At 41.3% G+C, this 16,273-nt stretch carries 12 protein-coding genes; 9 read left to right on the top strand and 3 right to left on the bottom strand.

Translation table 11 applies throughout. From position 1 onward, the window contains the following. The first annotated feature begins 263 nt into the window (after window positions 1–263). From ada to RMY27_RS10680, 3 genes are all read left to right on the top strand, one after another. Window positions 264–1,352 (top strand): bifunctional DNA-binding transcriptional regulator/O6-methylguanine-DNA methyltransferase Ada, encoded by a 1,089-nt coding sequence (ada, locus tag RMY27_RS10690; protein WP_322662974.1) that lies wholly within the window; start codon window positions 264–266, stop codon window positions 1,350–1,352. After that, window positions 1,336–1,974, top strand: coding sequence for a DNA-3-methyladenine glycosylase 2 family protein (locus RMY27_RS10685; protein WP_322662972.1), 639 nt, complete (start codon window positions 1,336–1,338; stop codon window positions 1,972–1,974). Before ada ends, RMY27_RS10685 begins: the two co-directional genes overlap by 17 nt. 111 nt (window positions 1,975–2,085) lie before the next feature. Next, complete coding sequence (locus tag RMY27_RS10680) at window positions 2,086–3,081, top strand: DMT family transporter (RefSeq protein WP_322662971.1); 996 nt, start codon at window positions 2,086–2,088, stop codon at window positions 3,079–3,081. 92 nt (window positions 3,082–3,173) lie between these two features. On the opposite strand, the gene dapF is transcribed toward RMY27_RS10680, so the two are convergent. Then, window positions 3,174–4,013: a diaminopimelate epimerase gene (dapF, locus tag RMY27_RS10675; RefSeq protein WP_322662968.1), complete on the bottom strand. Its 840-nt coding sequence runs from the start codon at window positions 4,011–4,013 to the stop codon at window positions 3,174–3,176. Between the two features lie 69 nt (window positions 4,014–4,082). Here dapF and RMY27_RS10670 point away from each other — a divergent pair, with 69 nt between their 5' ends. After that, a complete protein-coding gene (locus RMY27_RS10670; protein WP_322662966.1) occupies window positions 4,083–4,301 on the top strand; it encodes an Hfq-related RNA-binding protein in 219 nt (72 codons plus the stop codon). A gap of 169 nt (window positions 4,302–4,470) precedes the next feature. Here RMY27_RS10670 and RMY27_RS10665 read toward each other — a convergent pair whose 3' ends face one another. Then, on the bottom strand, window positions 4,471–6,255 hold the full coding sequence (locus RMY27_RS10665) for a diguanylate cyclase domain-containing protein (RefSeq protein WP_322662964.1): 1,785 nt from the start codon (window positions 6,253–6,255) through the stop codon (window positions 4,471–4,473). Window positions 6,256–6,890: 635 nt separating this feature from the next. On the opposite strand from RMY27_RS10665, the gene RMY27_RS10660 reads away from it, so the two are divergent. Together RMY27_RS10660 and RMY27_RS10655 are read left to right on the top strand one after the other, a co-directional pair. Beyond that, window positions 6,891–7,013 (top strand): hypothetical protein, encoded by a 123-nt coding sequence (locus RMY27_RS10660; RefSeq protein WP_322662962.1) that lies wholly within the window; start codon window positions 6,891–6,893, stop codon window positions 7,011–7,013. Between the two features lie 332 nt (window positions 7,014–7,345). Then, window positions 7,346–8,329: an aldo/keto reductase family protein gene (locus tag RMY27_RS10655; RefSeq protein WP_322662960.1), complete on the top strand. Its 984-nt coding sequence runs from the start codon at window positions 7,346–7,348 to the stop codon at window positions 8,327–8,329. A gap of 142 nt (window positions 8,330–8,471) precedes the next feature. Here RMY27_RS10655 and RMY27_RS10650 read toward each other — a convergent pair whose 3' ends face one another. Further along, window positions 8,472–10,520: a potassium channel family protein gene (locus RMY27_RS10650; protein WP_322662959.1), complete on the bottom strand. Its 2,049-nt coding sequence runs from the start codon at window positions 10,518–10,520 to the stop codon at window positions 8,472–8,474. Window positions 10,521–10,934: 414 nt separating this feature from the next. Between RMY27_RS10650 and modB the strand changes: the two genes are divergently transcribed. The 3 genes from modB to RMY27_RS10635 form a co-directional block, all read left to right on the top strand. Next, window positions 10,935–12,761, top strand: a complete 1,827-nt coding sequence (modB, locus tag RMY27_RS10645) for a molybdate ABC transporter permease subunit (protein ID WP_322662957.1) — start codon at window positions 10,935–10,937, stop codon at window positions 12,759–12,761. A gap of 218 nt (window positions 12,762–12,979) precedes the next feature. Then, window positions 12,980–15,892 (top strand): calcium-binding protein, encoded by a 2,913-nt coding sequence (locus RMY27_RS10640; RefSeq protein ID WP_322662955.1) that lies wholly within the window; start codon window positions 12,980–12,982, stop codon window positions 15,890–15,892. A gap of 191 nt (window positions 15,893–16,083) precedes the next feature. Then, the coding region (locus RMY27_RS10635) for a hypothetical protein (RefSeq protein WP_322662953.1) at window positions 16,084–16,273 on the top strand (190 nt) is incomplete at its 3' end.

Genomic DNA, 16,273 nt, shown 5'->3' with positions numbered 1-16,273 from the left:
TTCAATTATCTTGAATCAGGTAAATACCACCAGTCATAAAAACTCCGTTGTGTTGACCTAATTTAAGGTTCCCGGTTTCATCAAGTAGTGAACACCCATTTCGCGAGTTGGTACATTAAAAAACTGAGATAATCAACTTTGATCGCAACAATCAGATAGAAAATAGTTTATCGATATATTTAATCTAGTTTTACCTAAATCCAAGAATTAATAATGAACGCTCTAAGGTGGGGATACTTTGCAATAAATTCAAGGAGATATGAATGCAATTACAACAAACACAACTTTTAGAAGAAACATTCTGGGAAGCAGTTCTCAATCGAGACTCCGCTTTTGAAGGTAAGTTTTTCTATGGTGTTCGCTCTACGGGTATTTATTGCCGACCTATTTGCCCTAGTCGCAGGCCAAATCGCAATCAAGTTTGTTTCTTCCTGTCGGTACAAGAGGCTGAAATTGCAGGTGGTTTTCGACCTTGTAAGCGCTGTCAGCCACAATTTGAAACAGTTCCAAATCCGGCTAAGTCCAAAGTTTTAGCAGCATGTCGATACATTGAAGCACAAGGCGATCGCATCCCAACCCTCTCAGAATTATCCTCTCAAGTGGGAATGAGTCCCAGTTATCTGCAAAAGGTATTCAAGCAAATAATTGGCGTATCCCCTTTTCAATATGCAGATGCGCTGCGTACCCAACGATTGAAGCAGCGTCTTCAGTCAGGCGAAGAAATTGCTCATGCAGTTTACGACACGGGATATGGTTCAAGTAGCCAAGTGTATGAGAAAGCACCTAAACAACTGGGAATGACACCAAAAACTTACCAACAAGCTGGAAAGACAATCAGTATTGTTTATGCGATCGCTCCATGTCCACTAGGATATTTGCTTGTGGCAACAACAGAGAAGGGTATTTGCAGCGTTAAGCTAGGTGATGAAGCAGACAAGCTTGAACATATCTTGAACCAGGAATTTCACCAAGCGCACATTATGCGTGATGACCGCACACACAAGGAATGGATACAAGCAATCCTCGACTTCATTGCAGGAGGTGAAATACACCTTGATTTACCACTTGATGTTCGTGGGACAGCATTTCAAAAACAGGTGTGGGAAGCATTACAAAAAATTCCTTATGGCGAAACCCGCACTTACACTGATATTGCCCATAATATTGCCAAACCCCAGGCAGTCCGCGCTGTAGGTAATGCTTGTGGAGCTAATCCAATCGCGCTGATTGTACCGTGTCATCGGGTGCTGCGGAGTGATGGCAGTCTTGGTGGTTATCACTGGGGAATTGAGCGCAAACAAAAACTGCTTACACAAGAATCGAAATTTCTCAAAGATGACTCAAACACCTGAACTAGAATCGTTGACTGAAGAAAGTCTTACCCGTGGTTTAATGGTGCTTGCCAATCTTGATAGCGATTTGGCTTGGATTTTAGAAACATTGGGACCACCACCGATGTGGCAAAGAGAACCAGGTTTTGCAACGTTGTTGTGCATAATTCTGGAACAGCAAGTTTCCGTAGCGGCTGCAAGGGCTGTATTTACGCGACTATGTGGCGTTGTTATAACTCTAACACCAGAAAATTTTCTGATATTAGATGATGCTCAATTAAGAGCGATTGGATTCAGTCGGCAAAAGATTCTATACTGTCGTGGGTTAGCGAATGCTATTGCAACTGGTCAGCTTGAGCTAACCAAGCTGGAAAGAATGGACGAAACTACTATCAGAACTGAGTTAAAGCGTCTTAAAGGTATAGGAGACTGGACAGTTGATATTTATTTGTTAATGGCGCTGCAACGTCCTGATGTCTTTCCCAAAGGCGATTTAGCGATCGCAATTGCCCTACAAAAACTCAAAAACTTGGCAACGCGTCCAACACCAGTGCAACTAGAAGCAATGACACAGCACTGGCGACCGTGGCGAGCAGTTGCGGCAAGACTTCTATGGCATTATTACCTGAGTAATCCCAAATAATTGCTTTTTCTCCTTTGGCGTACTTGGCGCACTTGGTGAACCAGCGCTGTAGGCGACTGGTGTTAGCGCAGCGTCACCCGAAAGGCGATTCGTATTATAAATATAAACTAAATGGCAGACAATCAATTAACCCTAACACCAGAAAATGATAAAACTTCAAAAATCCTGCCGATAATCGCAGTAATCATTGCATTATTAGCTTTATCTTCAACTGCAATATTTATTAAAGTCGCTGTTAGAGAAATGAGCCCTGTTGCTACATTTTTTAATCGTTTATGGATAGCGACTATTATCTTTGGCTTATGGAGTGGAATTAACCAAGTACGGACTCAAATTACAGATGATAAACCTGTATTACCACAGCAGCCTTATCCAATAAAAGAGATAGTGCTTTTAATTGCAGTGGGTCTAGTTCATGTATTAGGTCGATTATCTTGGACTTGGGCGCTAACTCAGACTGGTGCTGCAAATGCTAATGCTTTAGGTAGTCTCAATCCGTTATTTACTACTTTAGGAGGATGGCTATTTTTTAATCAAATTTTTGGGCGCAAATTTATCATCGGTCTGTTCTTAGCTATAATCGGTGCGATCGCTGTTGGATTTGAAGATTTATTGCGTTCTAATAATAATTTTACAGGTGATGCTGTTGCCCTCATATCATCGATATTTTATGCAGCAAACTTTTTACTTATCGAGCAGATTAGCAATAAGTTTTCAACTATCACCATCCTTGTGTGGCGCTGTGCGATCGCAACTTCATTGATGATACCAGTAGTGCTAATCTTGGAAAAACAAGTTTTCCCAGTTACTTTGTCGGGGTGGTTAGTGATATTTGCCCTAGCTGCTATTTGCGAAGCCTTGGGTCATGGGCTAATTGTATACAGCCTCAAAAATTTTTCATCAGGATTTATCTCTTTACTCTTACTACTCAATCCCGTGATTGTTGCAATTCTTGCTTGGATACTTTTCTCGGAAAACTTGAGTATTTTTAACTTGTTAGGGTTGGCTCTGATTTTAGGGGGTATATATCTAGCAATTTCTAATAAAGAATCTATACAATCTAAAGTTAATACCCATATCCAATCTCCAGCAGAAAGTGAATCTTAACAAGTTTGTAGTAAGAACTTTAGCCCTGATTTAAGCACTAAAGTGCTTACTACAAACCTCGAAATACTTGAGTAATGCCAATGAGAAGCTGGTTACAGCTTACCAGTGAATACCTTTTGGGCCGGGCCTGTCATGTAAACTCGTTGGTCTACTTCTGACCATTCAATTTCCAAGGGGCCACCTGGTAATTCTACAGTTGCGGTGCGATCGCATTTTCCAGTTAACACTCCAGCTACCAAGGAAGCACAAGCACCAGTACCACAAGCTAATGTAATCCCAGCACCCCGTTCCCACACCCGCATTTTCAAATAGTCACGGCGTACCACTTGAATAAATTCAGTATTTATGCGTTGGGGGAAAGCTGGGTGATGCTCAAATTTCGGGCCGATGATTTCTAGCTCAATTGCTGCGACATCTTCCACAAAGGTAATGCAGTGGGGATTTCCCATATTTACACAGGTGACATCCCAAGTTTGCCCCGCCACTTCCAACGGCACAGAAATGACTTTTTCTTGGGCGGGTGCAAGATTAGTCGGAATTTCGCTAGCGAGTAACCTGGGTAAACCCATATCTACTTTAACTTGACCATTAGATAAGAGTTGGGGAGTCATTACACCACCCAAAGTATGAATGCGATATGAGTCTTGATTCCGGGATTCGCCTTCTAAATCTGCCAAAAAGCCAGCTAAACAGCGAATGCCATTGCCACACATTTCTGGTTCTGAACCATCGGAATTAAAAATCCGCATGGTGTAGTCCGTGCCATTTTCTCCAGGTAGGGCAAAAATTACACCATCAGCACCGATGCCAAAATGGCGATCGCACAACTTGACGGCTTGCTCTGGAGTCACTACAGGCACTGATGACGAGCGATTGTCAATCAGAATAAAGTCATTGCCTAGACCATGATACTTAGTAAATTCGATTGCCATTTCTTCAAGGATGAATTATCAAGGATTAGTTACTCTTTATTTTGCCTTGTAGGTTCATCTTTACTAAAAATGCTTACTGAATTTGACACCACTTTGCCTAGTATTATCCAAGTCCAGAACCTGATTAAACAAACAACGCCAGTAGAGTTAAAGTTGCTGACTGGTGATGTACTCACAGGAAGGGTTTTATGGCAAGATCCACAGTGTATCTCTATTGCGGATGAAAACAGTCAGCAAACCACCGTTTGGAAACAAGCGATCGCATACATTAAGCCGAAAGTGAGTTAGGAGTGAAGCAGAAACATCACAACCTATCGCTTTATCACTGGCTTCACTCGAATTAAAAATTCAAGCCCACGGCTTAAGCCGTGGGCTTGGAATAAAGCAATTCTTTATTTATTGTGGGATACAAGCCCACAATTAAAGTTGTGTATTTTTAATTTTTTTATCATTAGACTTAGAGTTTTGCAGCACAAACCCACCGATTGCGTCCTTGTTCTTTAGCTTTATATAAAGCTTTGTCGGCGGCGTTAATTAAATCTTGAGATGAACTTTTCTCTGTTGGTCTTTGAATTGCAACACCTAAACTGACGGTTACATAATATTGAAAATTATTCTTCTTTTTATGGGGAATCTTTAATTCTTGAATAGATTTTTGAATCAACTTAGTTACTTTAATCGCACCTGATTCGTTTGTATCTGGCAAAATTACGACAAATTCTTCACCACCGTAACGAGCTAGTAGATCGGTAGGACGCTTTAATACAGATTGTGCTGCACGAGCAACTTGTATTAAGCATTCATCGCCAGCTAGATGTCCATAGGAATCGTTATAATCCTTGAAATAGTCAATATCAAATATAATTAAAGATAAATAATTTTCATTTAGTATTAGTCGATCCCATTCCCGCTCTAAAAACTGATCGAAACAATGACGGTTGGCGATTTGGGTTAGAGCATCTAGTTTACTAAGTTTTTCTAACTGATAATTTGCTATTTCTAAAGCATGGTTTGCTTGAGCAAGTTGATTAGCTTGAGAACGGAATTGCTCTAATAATTCAGAATGTTCTAAAGCTACATTAAACTGAGTAGCTAACTGATGGATAAATTGAATTTCTGACTTTTTCCACTCACGCGAACAATGGCACTGATGAACGCATAGTAATCCCCATAAAGTTTTTCCTTTCATTAAAGGTGCAACAATTTGTGCCTTGATTTGAAATTGCTCTAACAGGTGAATGTGGCAATCCTTTAGTCCAGCTTGATAAATATCTGATACTACCTGTGTACGCCCTTGGTGATAAGCAACTGCATATTTTTCACCAAAACAATGATCCTTTACCTTGATGGCGATCGTAGAATCGTAGTCAGGTAATACATTCTCGGAAACAAATTCACCAGAGGTATAGTTTGATTCTGAATCAAATCGAAAGATACTGACGCGATCGCTACGGAGAGCCTTACGAATTTCTCGTACAGTAGTCTTAAACAAGGTGTCTATATTCAGAGATTCACGAATTTCAGCAACTAAATTAAACAGAATTTCCTGCTGCTGATTTGCTTTATACAGTTCTGCTGCTTTTTGTTCTGCTTGAGCTAAAAATTCTGCTTGTTTAACTGCAAATCCTAACTGCGTTGCAATCTGAGATAGAAACTGAATTTCTAATTGTTTCCATTCATGTGGCTGTGAGTGCTGATAAGCAGCAAGCACTCCCCACAGTTTTTTTCCCACAAAAATTGATGCAGTTGCATAAGCTCGAATATGAAATTGTTCTAAAATTTCTAAATGGCATTGAGATAAGCCTGCTGCGTAGACATCTGAAACAACTAAAGTTTCATTATTACGATACCGTCCACCTTGATGTTGTTGTAGATAAGAGTCATTCCAAACTGTATTTTTTCCTAATGTCTCTACATCATCCCACCCAGTCTCTGCAAACTCAAAGTCGCTGACAAATTCTCCACCCCAGTTTTCATAGAAACGATAAACGGCAATCCTTTCGACGCGGAGTAACTTGCAAGTTTCCTTAGTAGTTGTACGAAAAATTGTTTCTAACTCAAGAGAAGCTCGAATTTTGCTAATAACTCGGTAAAGCGCCCTTTCTTGCTCTTCTAGCTGCTGAATTTGAACTTGTTTATCATAGAGTTGAGTTTCTAAATTACTAACACTAGGCTGTCCTAAAAGCTTACAGAGTAGATTAGCAGATAATCTCGTAATAATACGCAAATTTATGTATAACATTATGATTATAACTTCAGTAATATTTCGGAATGAAAATAGACAGTTACAACGCCTATAAAAACATAATTTTTCGTATTTTATAGCCATTATCGCGCAAAGAAGTTTTTTGATCGCTTCTTTCCATCAGACTTTTGCCGTTAAGTTTTAAAAAGACTTGATCTGATCACAAAGGATTTTGGATAAAGCACAGTATATACAGTAATTATCATTATCGCCAAAGTATCTGATAACTGAAAATATGAAATTAAAAAGTATTGTAAAGACAGAAAAAATTTTTCAAAAGTAAAGCTCAGTTCTTAGGCAAATTCAATTATCAAACAAGTTAATCAAATTCAGTAGACCGAAAACTTCTGCAATTGATAAATATCAAGCAGATGACCTAAGTATTTTTCTTTAAAAGAAATTCAAGATTTAGAGTAGTCAAAGCCAAAAGATCGCCAGTCCCAAGCTTGATTTATCGCCTTATCCTGCAACCGCTTTTCAAACATCCTCTGATCGGCTAATTAGTTAGAATTCCCAAATCTATGTAGAAAGACCAAAAACCCGTCCTCTCTGCGGTCTTAATGATTAGTCTTTAACCGGACAATCGCTTGATTCATACCTCTATTCAGCAACGCTAAAAATTCTATATAACCATGAAATTAACCCAAGAGGATATTGAGGAATTGGGTATTGCATTGAATGAAGCAACTCTGCTTGGTTTTGAAGTTTCTGCCCAATATAGAGTCGCCGCAGCTACATCAACTATGATGTCGTGATTGCTCGTGCTAGCCTCAAGGATGTTACTGAAATTGTCAAGTTGTCCCAAGCCAATGACCCAGAACATGGTGGTATGTTGTTAGGTCATTACCTAACTGTTAACAGAAATCACAATATTTTTTATTATAAGTTCACCTATTGATGAACTGGTATTTCTTCCTGATGAAAGAGAAATTAAGCATTAACGTTTTCTAAAGTGGGCTTAAAGAATTAATGTTGGTGCGATCGCGATCGCTTGCTCGCATCCTGTTTGAAATACGAATTTTAGCATTAGTTTTGACAGCAGGGGCGAGTCAATGAAGGTTTCGCCAAAACCAAAAGGAGATGATTTATGGAATATCGGCAGTTAGGTAAACACGGCATTCGGGTCTCGGAAATTTGTTTAGGGTCATGGCTGACCTATGGTGGCGCAACAGCAGAAGACACCGCCCGTCAATGTATTGAGCAAGCCTATGATTTGGGAATCAATTTTTTTGACACGGCAAATGTCTATGCTGGGGGAGAAGCGGAAAAAATTGTGGGTAACGTGCTGCGGCAATACCCGCGTGAATCCTGTGTTCTAGCAACCAAAGTTTATTTCCCAATGGGCAATGGAGCTAACGATCGCGGACTATCACGCAAACATATTTTTGAGCAATGTGATGCCAGTCTGAAGCGATTGGGGCTGGACTACATTGATCTGTACCAGGCACATCGTTATGACCAGACTGTACCCCTGGCTGAAACTTTGATGGCATTTGATAGTTTGGTTAAACAGGGGAAAATCCTTTATTACGGGGTTTCTGAATGGAGTGCCGGACAACTTGCCCATGCGACCGACCTGACCCGGTTGGCAAATCTCGCACCAATTGCATCCGATCAGCCTCGCTACAACATGCTCGATCGCACGATCGAAAAAGAAGTGTTACCCCTATGCCGTCGAGAAGGGATTGGCATAATCAATTATTCACCTTTAGCGCAAGGACTGCTGACTGGTAAATATAAACCCGGCCAATCCTTACCCCAAGGTTCACGAGCAAGCGACCCGAAACAAAATATGTTTTTAAACAATGGGGAACTAGATCAGCAGCAGTTGCTCAAGGTGCAGCGACTGTTGCCCATCGCCGAGGAAGAAGGTTTGAGCTTGAGCCAATTGGCGCTTACTTGGTGCTTACGCAATCCCGAAATTAGTAGTGTCATCATCGGTGCAAGCAAACCAGCACAGGTACAAGAAAACGCTAATGCATCGGGTAAACAACTGTCTTGGGCAACAATTCAACGCATTGAAGAAGTTCTGGAAATGGAAATCAGCGATCGCCTCACTGTCGGTGCTTGAGTTGTTTTCAATTCAATATACAGCGCTTTTGAGTTAGGTGAGGTACAGCAACTTTTGGGATGCTTTTTAAACTTTGAATTTGATTCAGTTGCTGTACCTCATAAACATCGAATCTGCTGTATGATTTATAGTTACAGAAGATTCAAGGTTGCCCAATGTAGATAACATTTGCCAAAACTTGTACTTTTGTTAACTCGCGCACGAGACGTTGAGCTTGATGTTTATAAAGTGGTATTGGCAACACTCTAGGCAAATTATTCATCCATTGCCTAGCATCAGTGGAACTACATCCTGTAATTAAAACTATCTCTTCAGCACCATACATAATGGCATTTATAGTCAGAGCTTTTTCAATCTGCACTTGCCAAAGACGAGGCAGCATTTCACCCCATTCAATTTGCTGCAAACTACTGCTTGTGGCTAAAACAATCAAGCGATCGCCAGCATCAAGCTTAACATCATACCAGGGCATTAAAGAGTACTTGTCTTGCTGATATTTCTGGTAGAGAATCGGTACAACACTATAGCCAGAAGCTATTTCAGATAAAAGCAACCCATTCAGGGTATCGCCAGTTTCAATCTTGTATTCCGTCACCATAACTATTTGCTCATTCAAGTGAAACAAGCTGAGAACATTTTCTCCAAAAGCAGCACAAGCAAAGACTTCTGCCGCCAAAGCCGCGCCACATATAACTTGAGCATAAGGGAACAGAGGGGCGACATTATCACTAAATTGGCGGTCTTGAGAGCGGATAATCAAGGTAGTGGCGGGGTTCATTGCATGAGCCATCAAACCAATTTCCAGATTTTCCATATTATCGTCCCCAACTAAAATGATGCTTTTGGCATGGGAGAGATTCACCTTCGTGAGTGCTTCGCTAGCATTACCAACGATAAGGGGCATATCGGGTAAAGTTTCTTGGTCGAGAGTGGTAGGATGAATTCCTACTAACGGCTGGTTGAGTTCTTGCAAAAGAGCAGCTACTTTCTGTCCCAAGCGATTTAAGCCAATAATTATTAGATGGTTGCGTTGTGGTATGGGAGGGCGGGAATTGAAAAAATGAAATCTTGAAGTGACGAGAGCATCAGTCAACAGTGCATATAATACTCCCACGAAAGCTTGACCTGTCAATGTTAGTCCCAGGCTAAACAACCGCAGCCACCAAGGGATAGCATTTGAGGGTTTTGATTGCGCTGCAAACTCAACACCGCCAAATAAATCTCCGTATCCTCCCAAGAGCAAAATTGCTGTCGCATAGAAAGCTTCTTGGATGCTGATGTCAGGATAATATAAGCGATAAAGAATTATTCCAACCAGCCACAGGATGAGTACAGTAATCGCATAGATTGTCGCAATTCGCCGGATTTGATTTTGGCTTTGGTAGTAAGATTGCCAAAATAGCACTATTTTATCCTTGAGATTTTTCGCTGTGATGCCTTGAATAAACTTTTGCCACCGCCACTTTTGGTTATGAGATTGCCGACGTTGTTCAGAGAAAGCTAAATCGTATGCCACATCAATATAAACTAGCGTGTCTCCTACCTGCACTTCTGCCTCTGGGTTCCAGCCAAACAATTCTTTGCTTGGGTTAAATGAAATAGGTTTATGACTCAAGATGCGGCGAGTTGTGAGATTGAGTCTATGTACTGGCTTGCCATTACACCAGCTATCCTTTGCTTGTACCTGGTGCTTTATCACTTGCAACAGTTGCCCTTCTAAGGTGAAATATCCAATAGCTTCAGAACCAAGGGCTGTCAGAGCAAAGGCATGAGCGGAAAGATGAGTAGGTTCAAAGGCAACAAAATTGCCGAGATTTTCCCATAAGAGTTTGTTGAAATTTTGTTTGTCAGAACGTACAATCAAGCGAACGTGCGGATTAAGACGCCGTGCTGCAAAGGCAGCTTCTATATTTATCCGCTCATCTCTGGTTACTAAAAGTATTGAACGACACTGACATATACCTGCGCGCTCTAAAACACTTGGCTGGCGACAGTCTCCTAAGATTAACTTTTCTAGTAAGTTAGGTACTTCTGGAACTTCCCAATGTTCTGGCTGTACATCCTCTATGGCACTGACTTTAACATCGTATTCTTTGAGGATTGCAATGCAATGTTGCCCTAAACTTTTGAGTCCGCATACTAAGAAAAGGTCTTGGGGTTTTTTTTGATTGCTGCTAAGAGGGGGATGCACTTTCTGTTGACGGTAGCATTCGGTACTGCTAACAGGATGTGTTTGCGAGGATTTTTACACTTCGGTAAGAGAACTTCAAGAAATAAATTATCCAATTTTGTGGGGTGGGCATATTGTCCGCTATATAAACTGGGCAGGCGAGACGCCCACCCCACAAGAGTTAATTGGATATTTTTTATTTGGAAGTGCCTAATTCCTAATAATTTTAACAGTTGGTTTCAAGATAAGTATCAAATGATAACAAACCGTATCGAATTCTGATACTTGATATTAACTGAACGCGATTTTTGTTGAAAGTTTAGCTAGTTTTTGCGATTACCTTAATTGTACTGTAGTTTACCAACTTTTTCCAACACATTAAAGCTAAAGTTGGTAAATTAGGGATTAGTTGAGCTAATTCTTCTCTACGCAACTATGCCATTGGATTTATCGCCTCTTTGGATATCACTCAAAACTTCATTACTTGCCACATTTATCACCTTCTTTTTGGGTATCGCTGCTGCCTATTGGATGCTGGGATATCATGGCAAAGGTAAATCCTTGGTTGAGAGTATCTTTATTGCGCCGCTGATTTTACCGCCCACAGTTGTCGGATTCTTATTGCTGCTATTTTTTGGCAAAAATGGCCCTGTAGGGAAATTCATGGCGGCTTTTGACTTCAGCATCGTCTTTACTTGGTATGGTGCAGCGATCGCAGCCACGGTAGTTTCTTTCCCTTTAATGTATAAAACTGCACTGGGAGCCTTTGAACAAATAGATGGTAATCTGCTGCGAGTAGCTAGAACTCTTGGTGCAACTGAAACTACAATCTTTTGGCGCATCAGTTTACCCTTAGCACTACCCGGCATTGTCGCCGCCACAATGTTAGCTTTTGCCCGTGCTTTGGGAGAATTTGGCGCAACGTTGATGTTGGCTGGTAACATTCCCGGACAAACGCAGACAATCCCAATGGCGATTTATTTTGCAGTGGAAGCGGGAGCAATGAATGAGGCTTGGTTTTGGGCGATTGCAATTATGGTGATTTCTCTATCTGGAATTATTGCAGCCAACTTCTGGCAAGAATTGAGGGAAAAGGGGAGAGGAGCAGGGAGCGGGGAGCAGGTGGTCACTGAGCGTAGCCGAAGTGAAGCAGCAGGAGAAAATCTTTATACGTTCGACTCTAGTTTTGAATCTGGGGGATTGTTTGTCAATATTGAAAAAATACTTCCTAGCTTTGATTTAAAAGTTGCTTTCACTGCTGATGAGCAACCCTTGGGATTGTTAGGGGGTTCTGGAGCAGGTAAGAGCATGATTTTGCGCTGCCTTGCGGGGATAGAAACGCCCACAACCGGGCGCATAGTTTTAAATGGCAGAGTTCTGTTTGACTCCGAACAAGGAATTAATCTACCCAGTCGCGATCGCCGCATCGGTTTTTTAGTGCAGAATTATGCCCTGTTTCCACACATGAATGTGGCGCAAAATATTGCTTTCGGTTTGCCCAAAAAACTATCTGCTGGGAGTATTCGGGTACAGGTTGAGGAGCAACTAATCGCGATGCAGTTGCAGGGATTAGGCGATCGCTATCCGCATCAACTCTCAGGGGGACAACAACAACGGGTAGCTTTAGCAAGAGCATTGGCAAGTCAACCGGAAGCATTACTTTTGGATGAACCGTTTTCGGCACTTGACACCCATCTACGGAGTCAATTAGAGCAGCAAATGACAGAAACTCTTGCTGACTACCAAGGTGTGACTCTATTTGTCACTCATAATATGGAAGAAGCTTATCGGATTTGCCCGAATCTGTTGGTATTGGAGCATGGCAGAGCCGTTCATTATGGTAGCAAACATGAGATTTTTCAGCATCCTGCTACCGTTAGTGTCGCCCAACTCACTGGATGCAAAAACTTCTCCCGCGTTGTTCTCCAGTCATCGCAACAGGTAAAAGCGACTGATTGGGGTTGTACTCTGCAAGTAATTGAGCCAGTCAAGAGCGAATTATCTCACATCGGCATTCGTGCCCATCAGTTCATTTTTACCAATGACTCATCACAGGAAAATACCTTTCCCTGCTGGTTAGTACGAACCAGTGAAACACCTCATAGAATGACATTATTTCTCAAATTACATTCGGCTGGCAAGAACTCTCAAGATTACCATCTGCAAGCTGAAGTCTTCAAAGAAAAATGGGCGACGATGAAAGACAAACCTTTTCCTTGGTATGTACGTTTAGATCCTCTGCGGTTGATTTTGATGGAGTGAACGCAGAAATACACATCGGAATCCCAATTCCAAGATAAGTGCTATCTTAAGCTTTGAAATAGATAAATTTTCCTAGAAAATTTCTGACCCTTAAGAATAACGTATAAAGTATGCTGAAAACTTAAAATTTTGATGAGTTATTTGTCTGATAAAACAGTAAAAATAGCAAATTTACAAGTTAAAGTTACTGAAAAATAAATTTAGGTAGGTAGAAAGTTATGGCAAATATTAATGGCACTAACGGTAATGATACCCTCAATGGGACAACCGGTGATGACCTGATTAATGGTTTAGCAGGTAATGATAAACTATATGCTAACGGAGGAAACGACACCCTCAACGGTGACACTGGTGACGATTACTTGAGTACTACTAATGATTCATCAGGCGCTAACCTGGTTTTTGGGGGTGATGGTAATGATACTCTCTTTGCCTTTGGCTTTAATGTTAATAGTACCTTCGACGGTGGCAAGGGAAATGACACCTTCTATAATGATGAGTTGGGTAAGGTAACTAATACTATTAATAACTTGACGATTGGTGGCGGCGGCAAGGATAAATTTGTTTGCACTATCGCCGAGTACAGTTATGATACCATTGCCATCACTGATTTCAGTGGCATTGGTAAAGGTTTAAACCCATCAGCGACGGTAATTGCCGAATTAGATACCTTGCAATTTACAGGATCTGAGCTATTAACTGCGAGAAATTTACAATTAACTCAAAATGGTAACGACTTAGAAATCAGCTTTCAAGGTGTGTCTGGTGACAAATCTGTGGTTCTGCAAAACTTTGCCGTGGAAAACCTAGACAATTTAGCTCAGGACGGTAATATCATATTTGATGGACAAACTAGCATTACGGACAGCTTTGATGTCTTCAATGCCAGCTCCACCCAAAACACTATCTTCAATAAAAATACAGTCACTTTTCTTAACGACCTCTCCAATAACGTTGATGGCTTTGACAACTCAGATGATGTCATAAATGGTCAGGAGGGCGATGATATCATTAATGGCTTGAGTGGTAACGATCTTTTGAGAGGTGGTACGGGGAATGACTTGCTTATTGGTGGTGCAGGAAATGATACCCTTTTTTGTGATACAGGCAATGACACCGTCAACGGTGGTGCAGGTGATGATGTTTTGAATGTTAACGTCTATTCAAAAGGCGATCACCTGTTGTCTGGGGGTGATGGGAATGATTCTCTATTTGCCTCTAACGACTACATCGTCGATAATACCCCACAGAATAATACTCTCAACGGTGGCAATGGGGATGACACCTTCTATATTAATTTTGGTGATACTAATGGTTCTGGTAGTGATATCTTGACGACTGGTGGCAGCGGCAAGGATAAATTTGTTTTCCAGTTGACTGGATGGTTGTATCAAGGTAGCAATAGTAGTGTTACTATTACCGATTTTGTTGGCATTGGTAAAGGCTCAAACCCATCAGCAGCGGTGATTGCCGAATTGGATACCTTGCAATTTATAGGAGATGGGTTAGCTGCGAGAAATATGCTGTTAACTCAAAATGGTAACAATACAGAAATCAGCTTTGAAGGGTTGTTTGGTAACAAAATGGTCTTGCGAAACTTTGCCCTAGAAAACCTAGAGAATTTAGCCCAGATCGGCAATATTCTATTTGATGGGCAAACTAGCATTACGGACAGCTTTGATGTTTTCAATGCCAACTCCACCCAAAGCAGCATCTTCAATAAAAACACAGTTACTTTCCTTAACGACCTCGATAACAATGTCAACGGCTTTGACAATTCAGATGATGTAATTAATGGTCAGGCGGGTGATGATATCATTGACGGTAAGAGTGGCAACGACTTGCTGCGAGGTTATGCAGGCAATGATACTCTCATTGGTGGTACTGGTGACGATGTTCTATTGGATAATTTTAATTCCGATTTAACAGGCAATAATTGGCTCTCTGGGGACGATGGCAATGATATTCTCTCTACCGCTAGCCCAACTAGCTACATATTATATGGCTATGTGTCTGGCAATAACACCCTTAACGGTGGTGCTGGTAGCGATACGTTGCTTGCTAACATTTCAAAAGGCAATAATTTACTCTCTGGGGAGGATGGCAACGATTATCTCTCTGCCTCTGGCTACTACGCCTATCAAGAGGGATTCCTTAAAGTTTATGGCAATAATACCCTCAAGGGTGGCGCTGGTAACGATTCTTTGATTGTTGATTATTCAGAAGGCGATAACCTACTGTGTGGAGGTGATGGCAATGATATGCTCTCTGCCTCTAGCACATCATTAGACTACTTCGGCACATATATTACCTCTTCTGGCAATAACACCCTTAACGGTGGCGCTGGTAACGATAACTTGAGTGCTTACTTTTCAACAGGTAATAATCTATTCAATGGGGATGATGGCGATGATTCTATTTCCATCTCTGGCTCCGTCAATGATTTAGGCTACTATTTTGCTGCCTCAGGCAATAACACTCTCAATGGTGGCGCTGGTGACGATACCTTACTTGCTGAGGAGTCAACAGGCGATAACTTACTCTGTGGGGGCAATGGCAATGATATTCTCTCAGCCACCGTCGATGATTACGGCTACTATTTTGATTCTGGTGCCTCAGGCAATAACACCCTCAATGGTGGCGCTGGTGACGATACCTTACTTGCTGACAAGTCAACAGGCGATAACTTACTCTGTGGGGGCAATGGCAATGATATTCTCTCAGCTAATAGCGCATTAGGCAATAACGCTTTTTATGGTGGCAATGGTAATGACATCCTCACAAGTGGGAAGGGTAATGATACCCTTTATGGAGGAGATGGTAATGATGTCTTTATTTTCAACAGTTACAATGAGGGACTTGATATTCTTTATGACTTCAACGCTACGAATGAAGTGATTCAGGTCTCGGTTGCTGGTTTTGGTGGCGGATTATCAACTTCTTCACTTAAGACAAGTCAGTTTACAATCGGAACATCTGCAACAACAAGCAATCAACGATTTATCTATGACAACAGCACAGGTGCATTGTATTTTGACCTTGATGGCAGTGCGTCTGGGTTTAATCAGGTAAAGTTTGCACAACTATCAGATGGATTGTTACTAACCGAAAACAATTTTGTGGTTGTTTAATCTTTATTAGCGCATTAGTTCTCTGACATTACTAGGCAGCACGGAATGGTAGCTGCTATTCTAGGCATCTTCCATGCGATTGTTCCATACAATTTAGGGGTACAGGAGCGCCAAGGGCAAACATTTCGCTTTACTTCATGGGAGCATCCCAGTTTGGCGAAAAAATCAAATAGCTCTACACAGCTTTTTAGGTGATTTCCGCCAAGGAAAATACCTGTGTTGGCGAGTTTCGACTTCGCTCAACTCTCGATCTATTCAGTTGGTTGAGCGAAGTCGAAACCAACGGCATCGGTATATTTATTCTTGTAAATCACCTTACTTTCCGAATTTGGGTACTTCAACACGATATTTGGGTACTTCAACACGATATTTGGGTACTCC

It is taken from the genome of Nostoc sp. DedQUE09, assembly GCF_034530915.1.
Taxonomy (GTDB): domain Bacteria; phylum Cyanobacteriota; class Cyanobacteriia; order Cyanobacteriales; family Nostocaceae; genus Nostoc.
The sequence above is the reverse complement of the archived record's forward strand: the minus strand, read 5'-3'. Positions and strand labels throughout refer to the sequence as shown.

Coding starts and splice junctions, on each gene's coding strand:
- RMY27_RS10655 (WP_322662960.1), top strand. CDS start 7,346: ATGGAATATCGGCAGTTAGGTAAACACGGCATTCGGGTCTCGGAAATT.
- RMY27_RS10665 (WP_322662964.1), bottom strand. CDS start 6,255: ATGTTATACATAAATTTGCGTATTATTACGAGATTATCTGCTAATCTA.
- RMY27_RS10660 (WP_322662962.1), top strand. CDS start 6,891: ATGAAATTAACCCAAGAGGATATTGAGGAATTGGGTATTGCATTGAAT.
- RMY27_RS10670 (WP_322662966.1), top strand. CDS start 4,083: ATGCTTACTGAATTTGACACCACTTTGCCTAGTATTATCCAAGTCCAG.
- modB (WP_322662957.1), top strand. CDS start 10,935: ATGCCATTGGATTTATCGCCTCTTTGGATATCACTCAAAACTTCATTA.
- RMY27_RS10640 (WP_322662955.1), top strand. CDS start 12,980: ATGGCAAATATTAATGGCACTAACGGTAATGATACCCTCAATGGGACA.
- RMY27_RS10680 (WP_322662971.1), top strand. CDS start 2,086: ATGGCAGACAATCAATTAACCCTAACACCAGAAAATGATAAAACTTCA.
- ada (WP_322662974.1), top strand. CDS start 264: ATGCAATTACAACAAACACAACTTTTAGAAGAAACATTCTGGGAAGCA.
- RMY27_RS10685 (WP_322662972.1), top strand. CDS start 1,336: ATGACTCAAACACCTGAACTAGAATCGTTGACTGAAGAAAGTCTTACC.
- dapF (WP_322662968.1), bottom strand. CDS start 4,013: ATGGCAATCGAATTTACTAAGTATCATGGTCTAGGCAATGACTTTATT.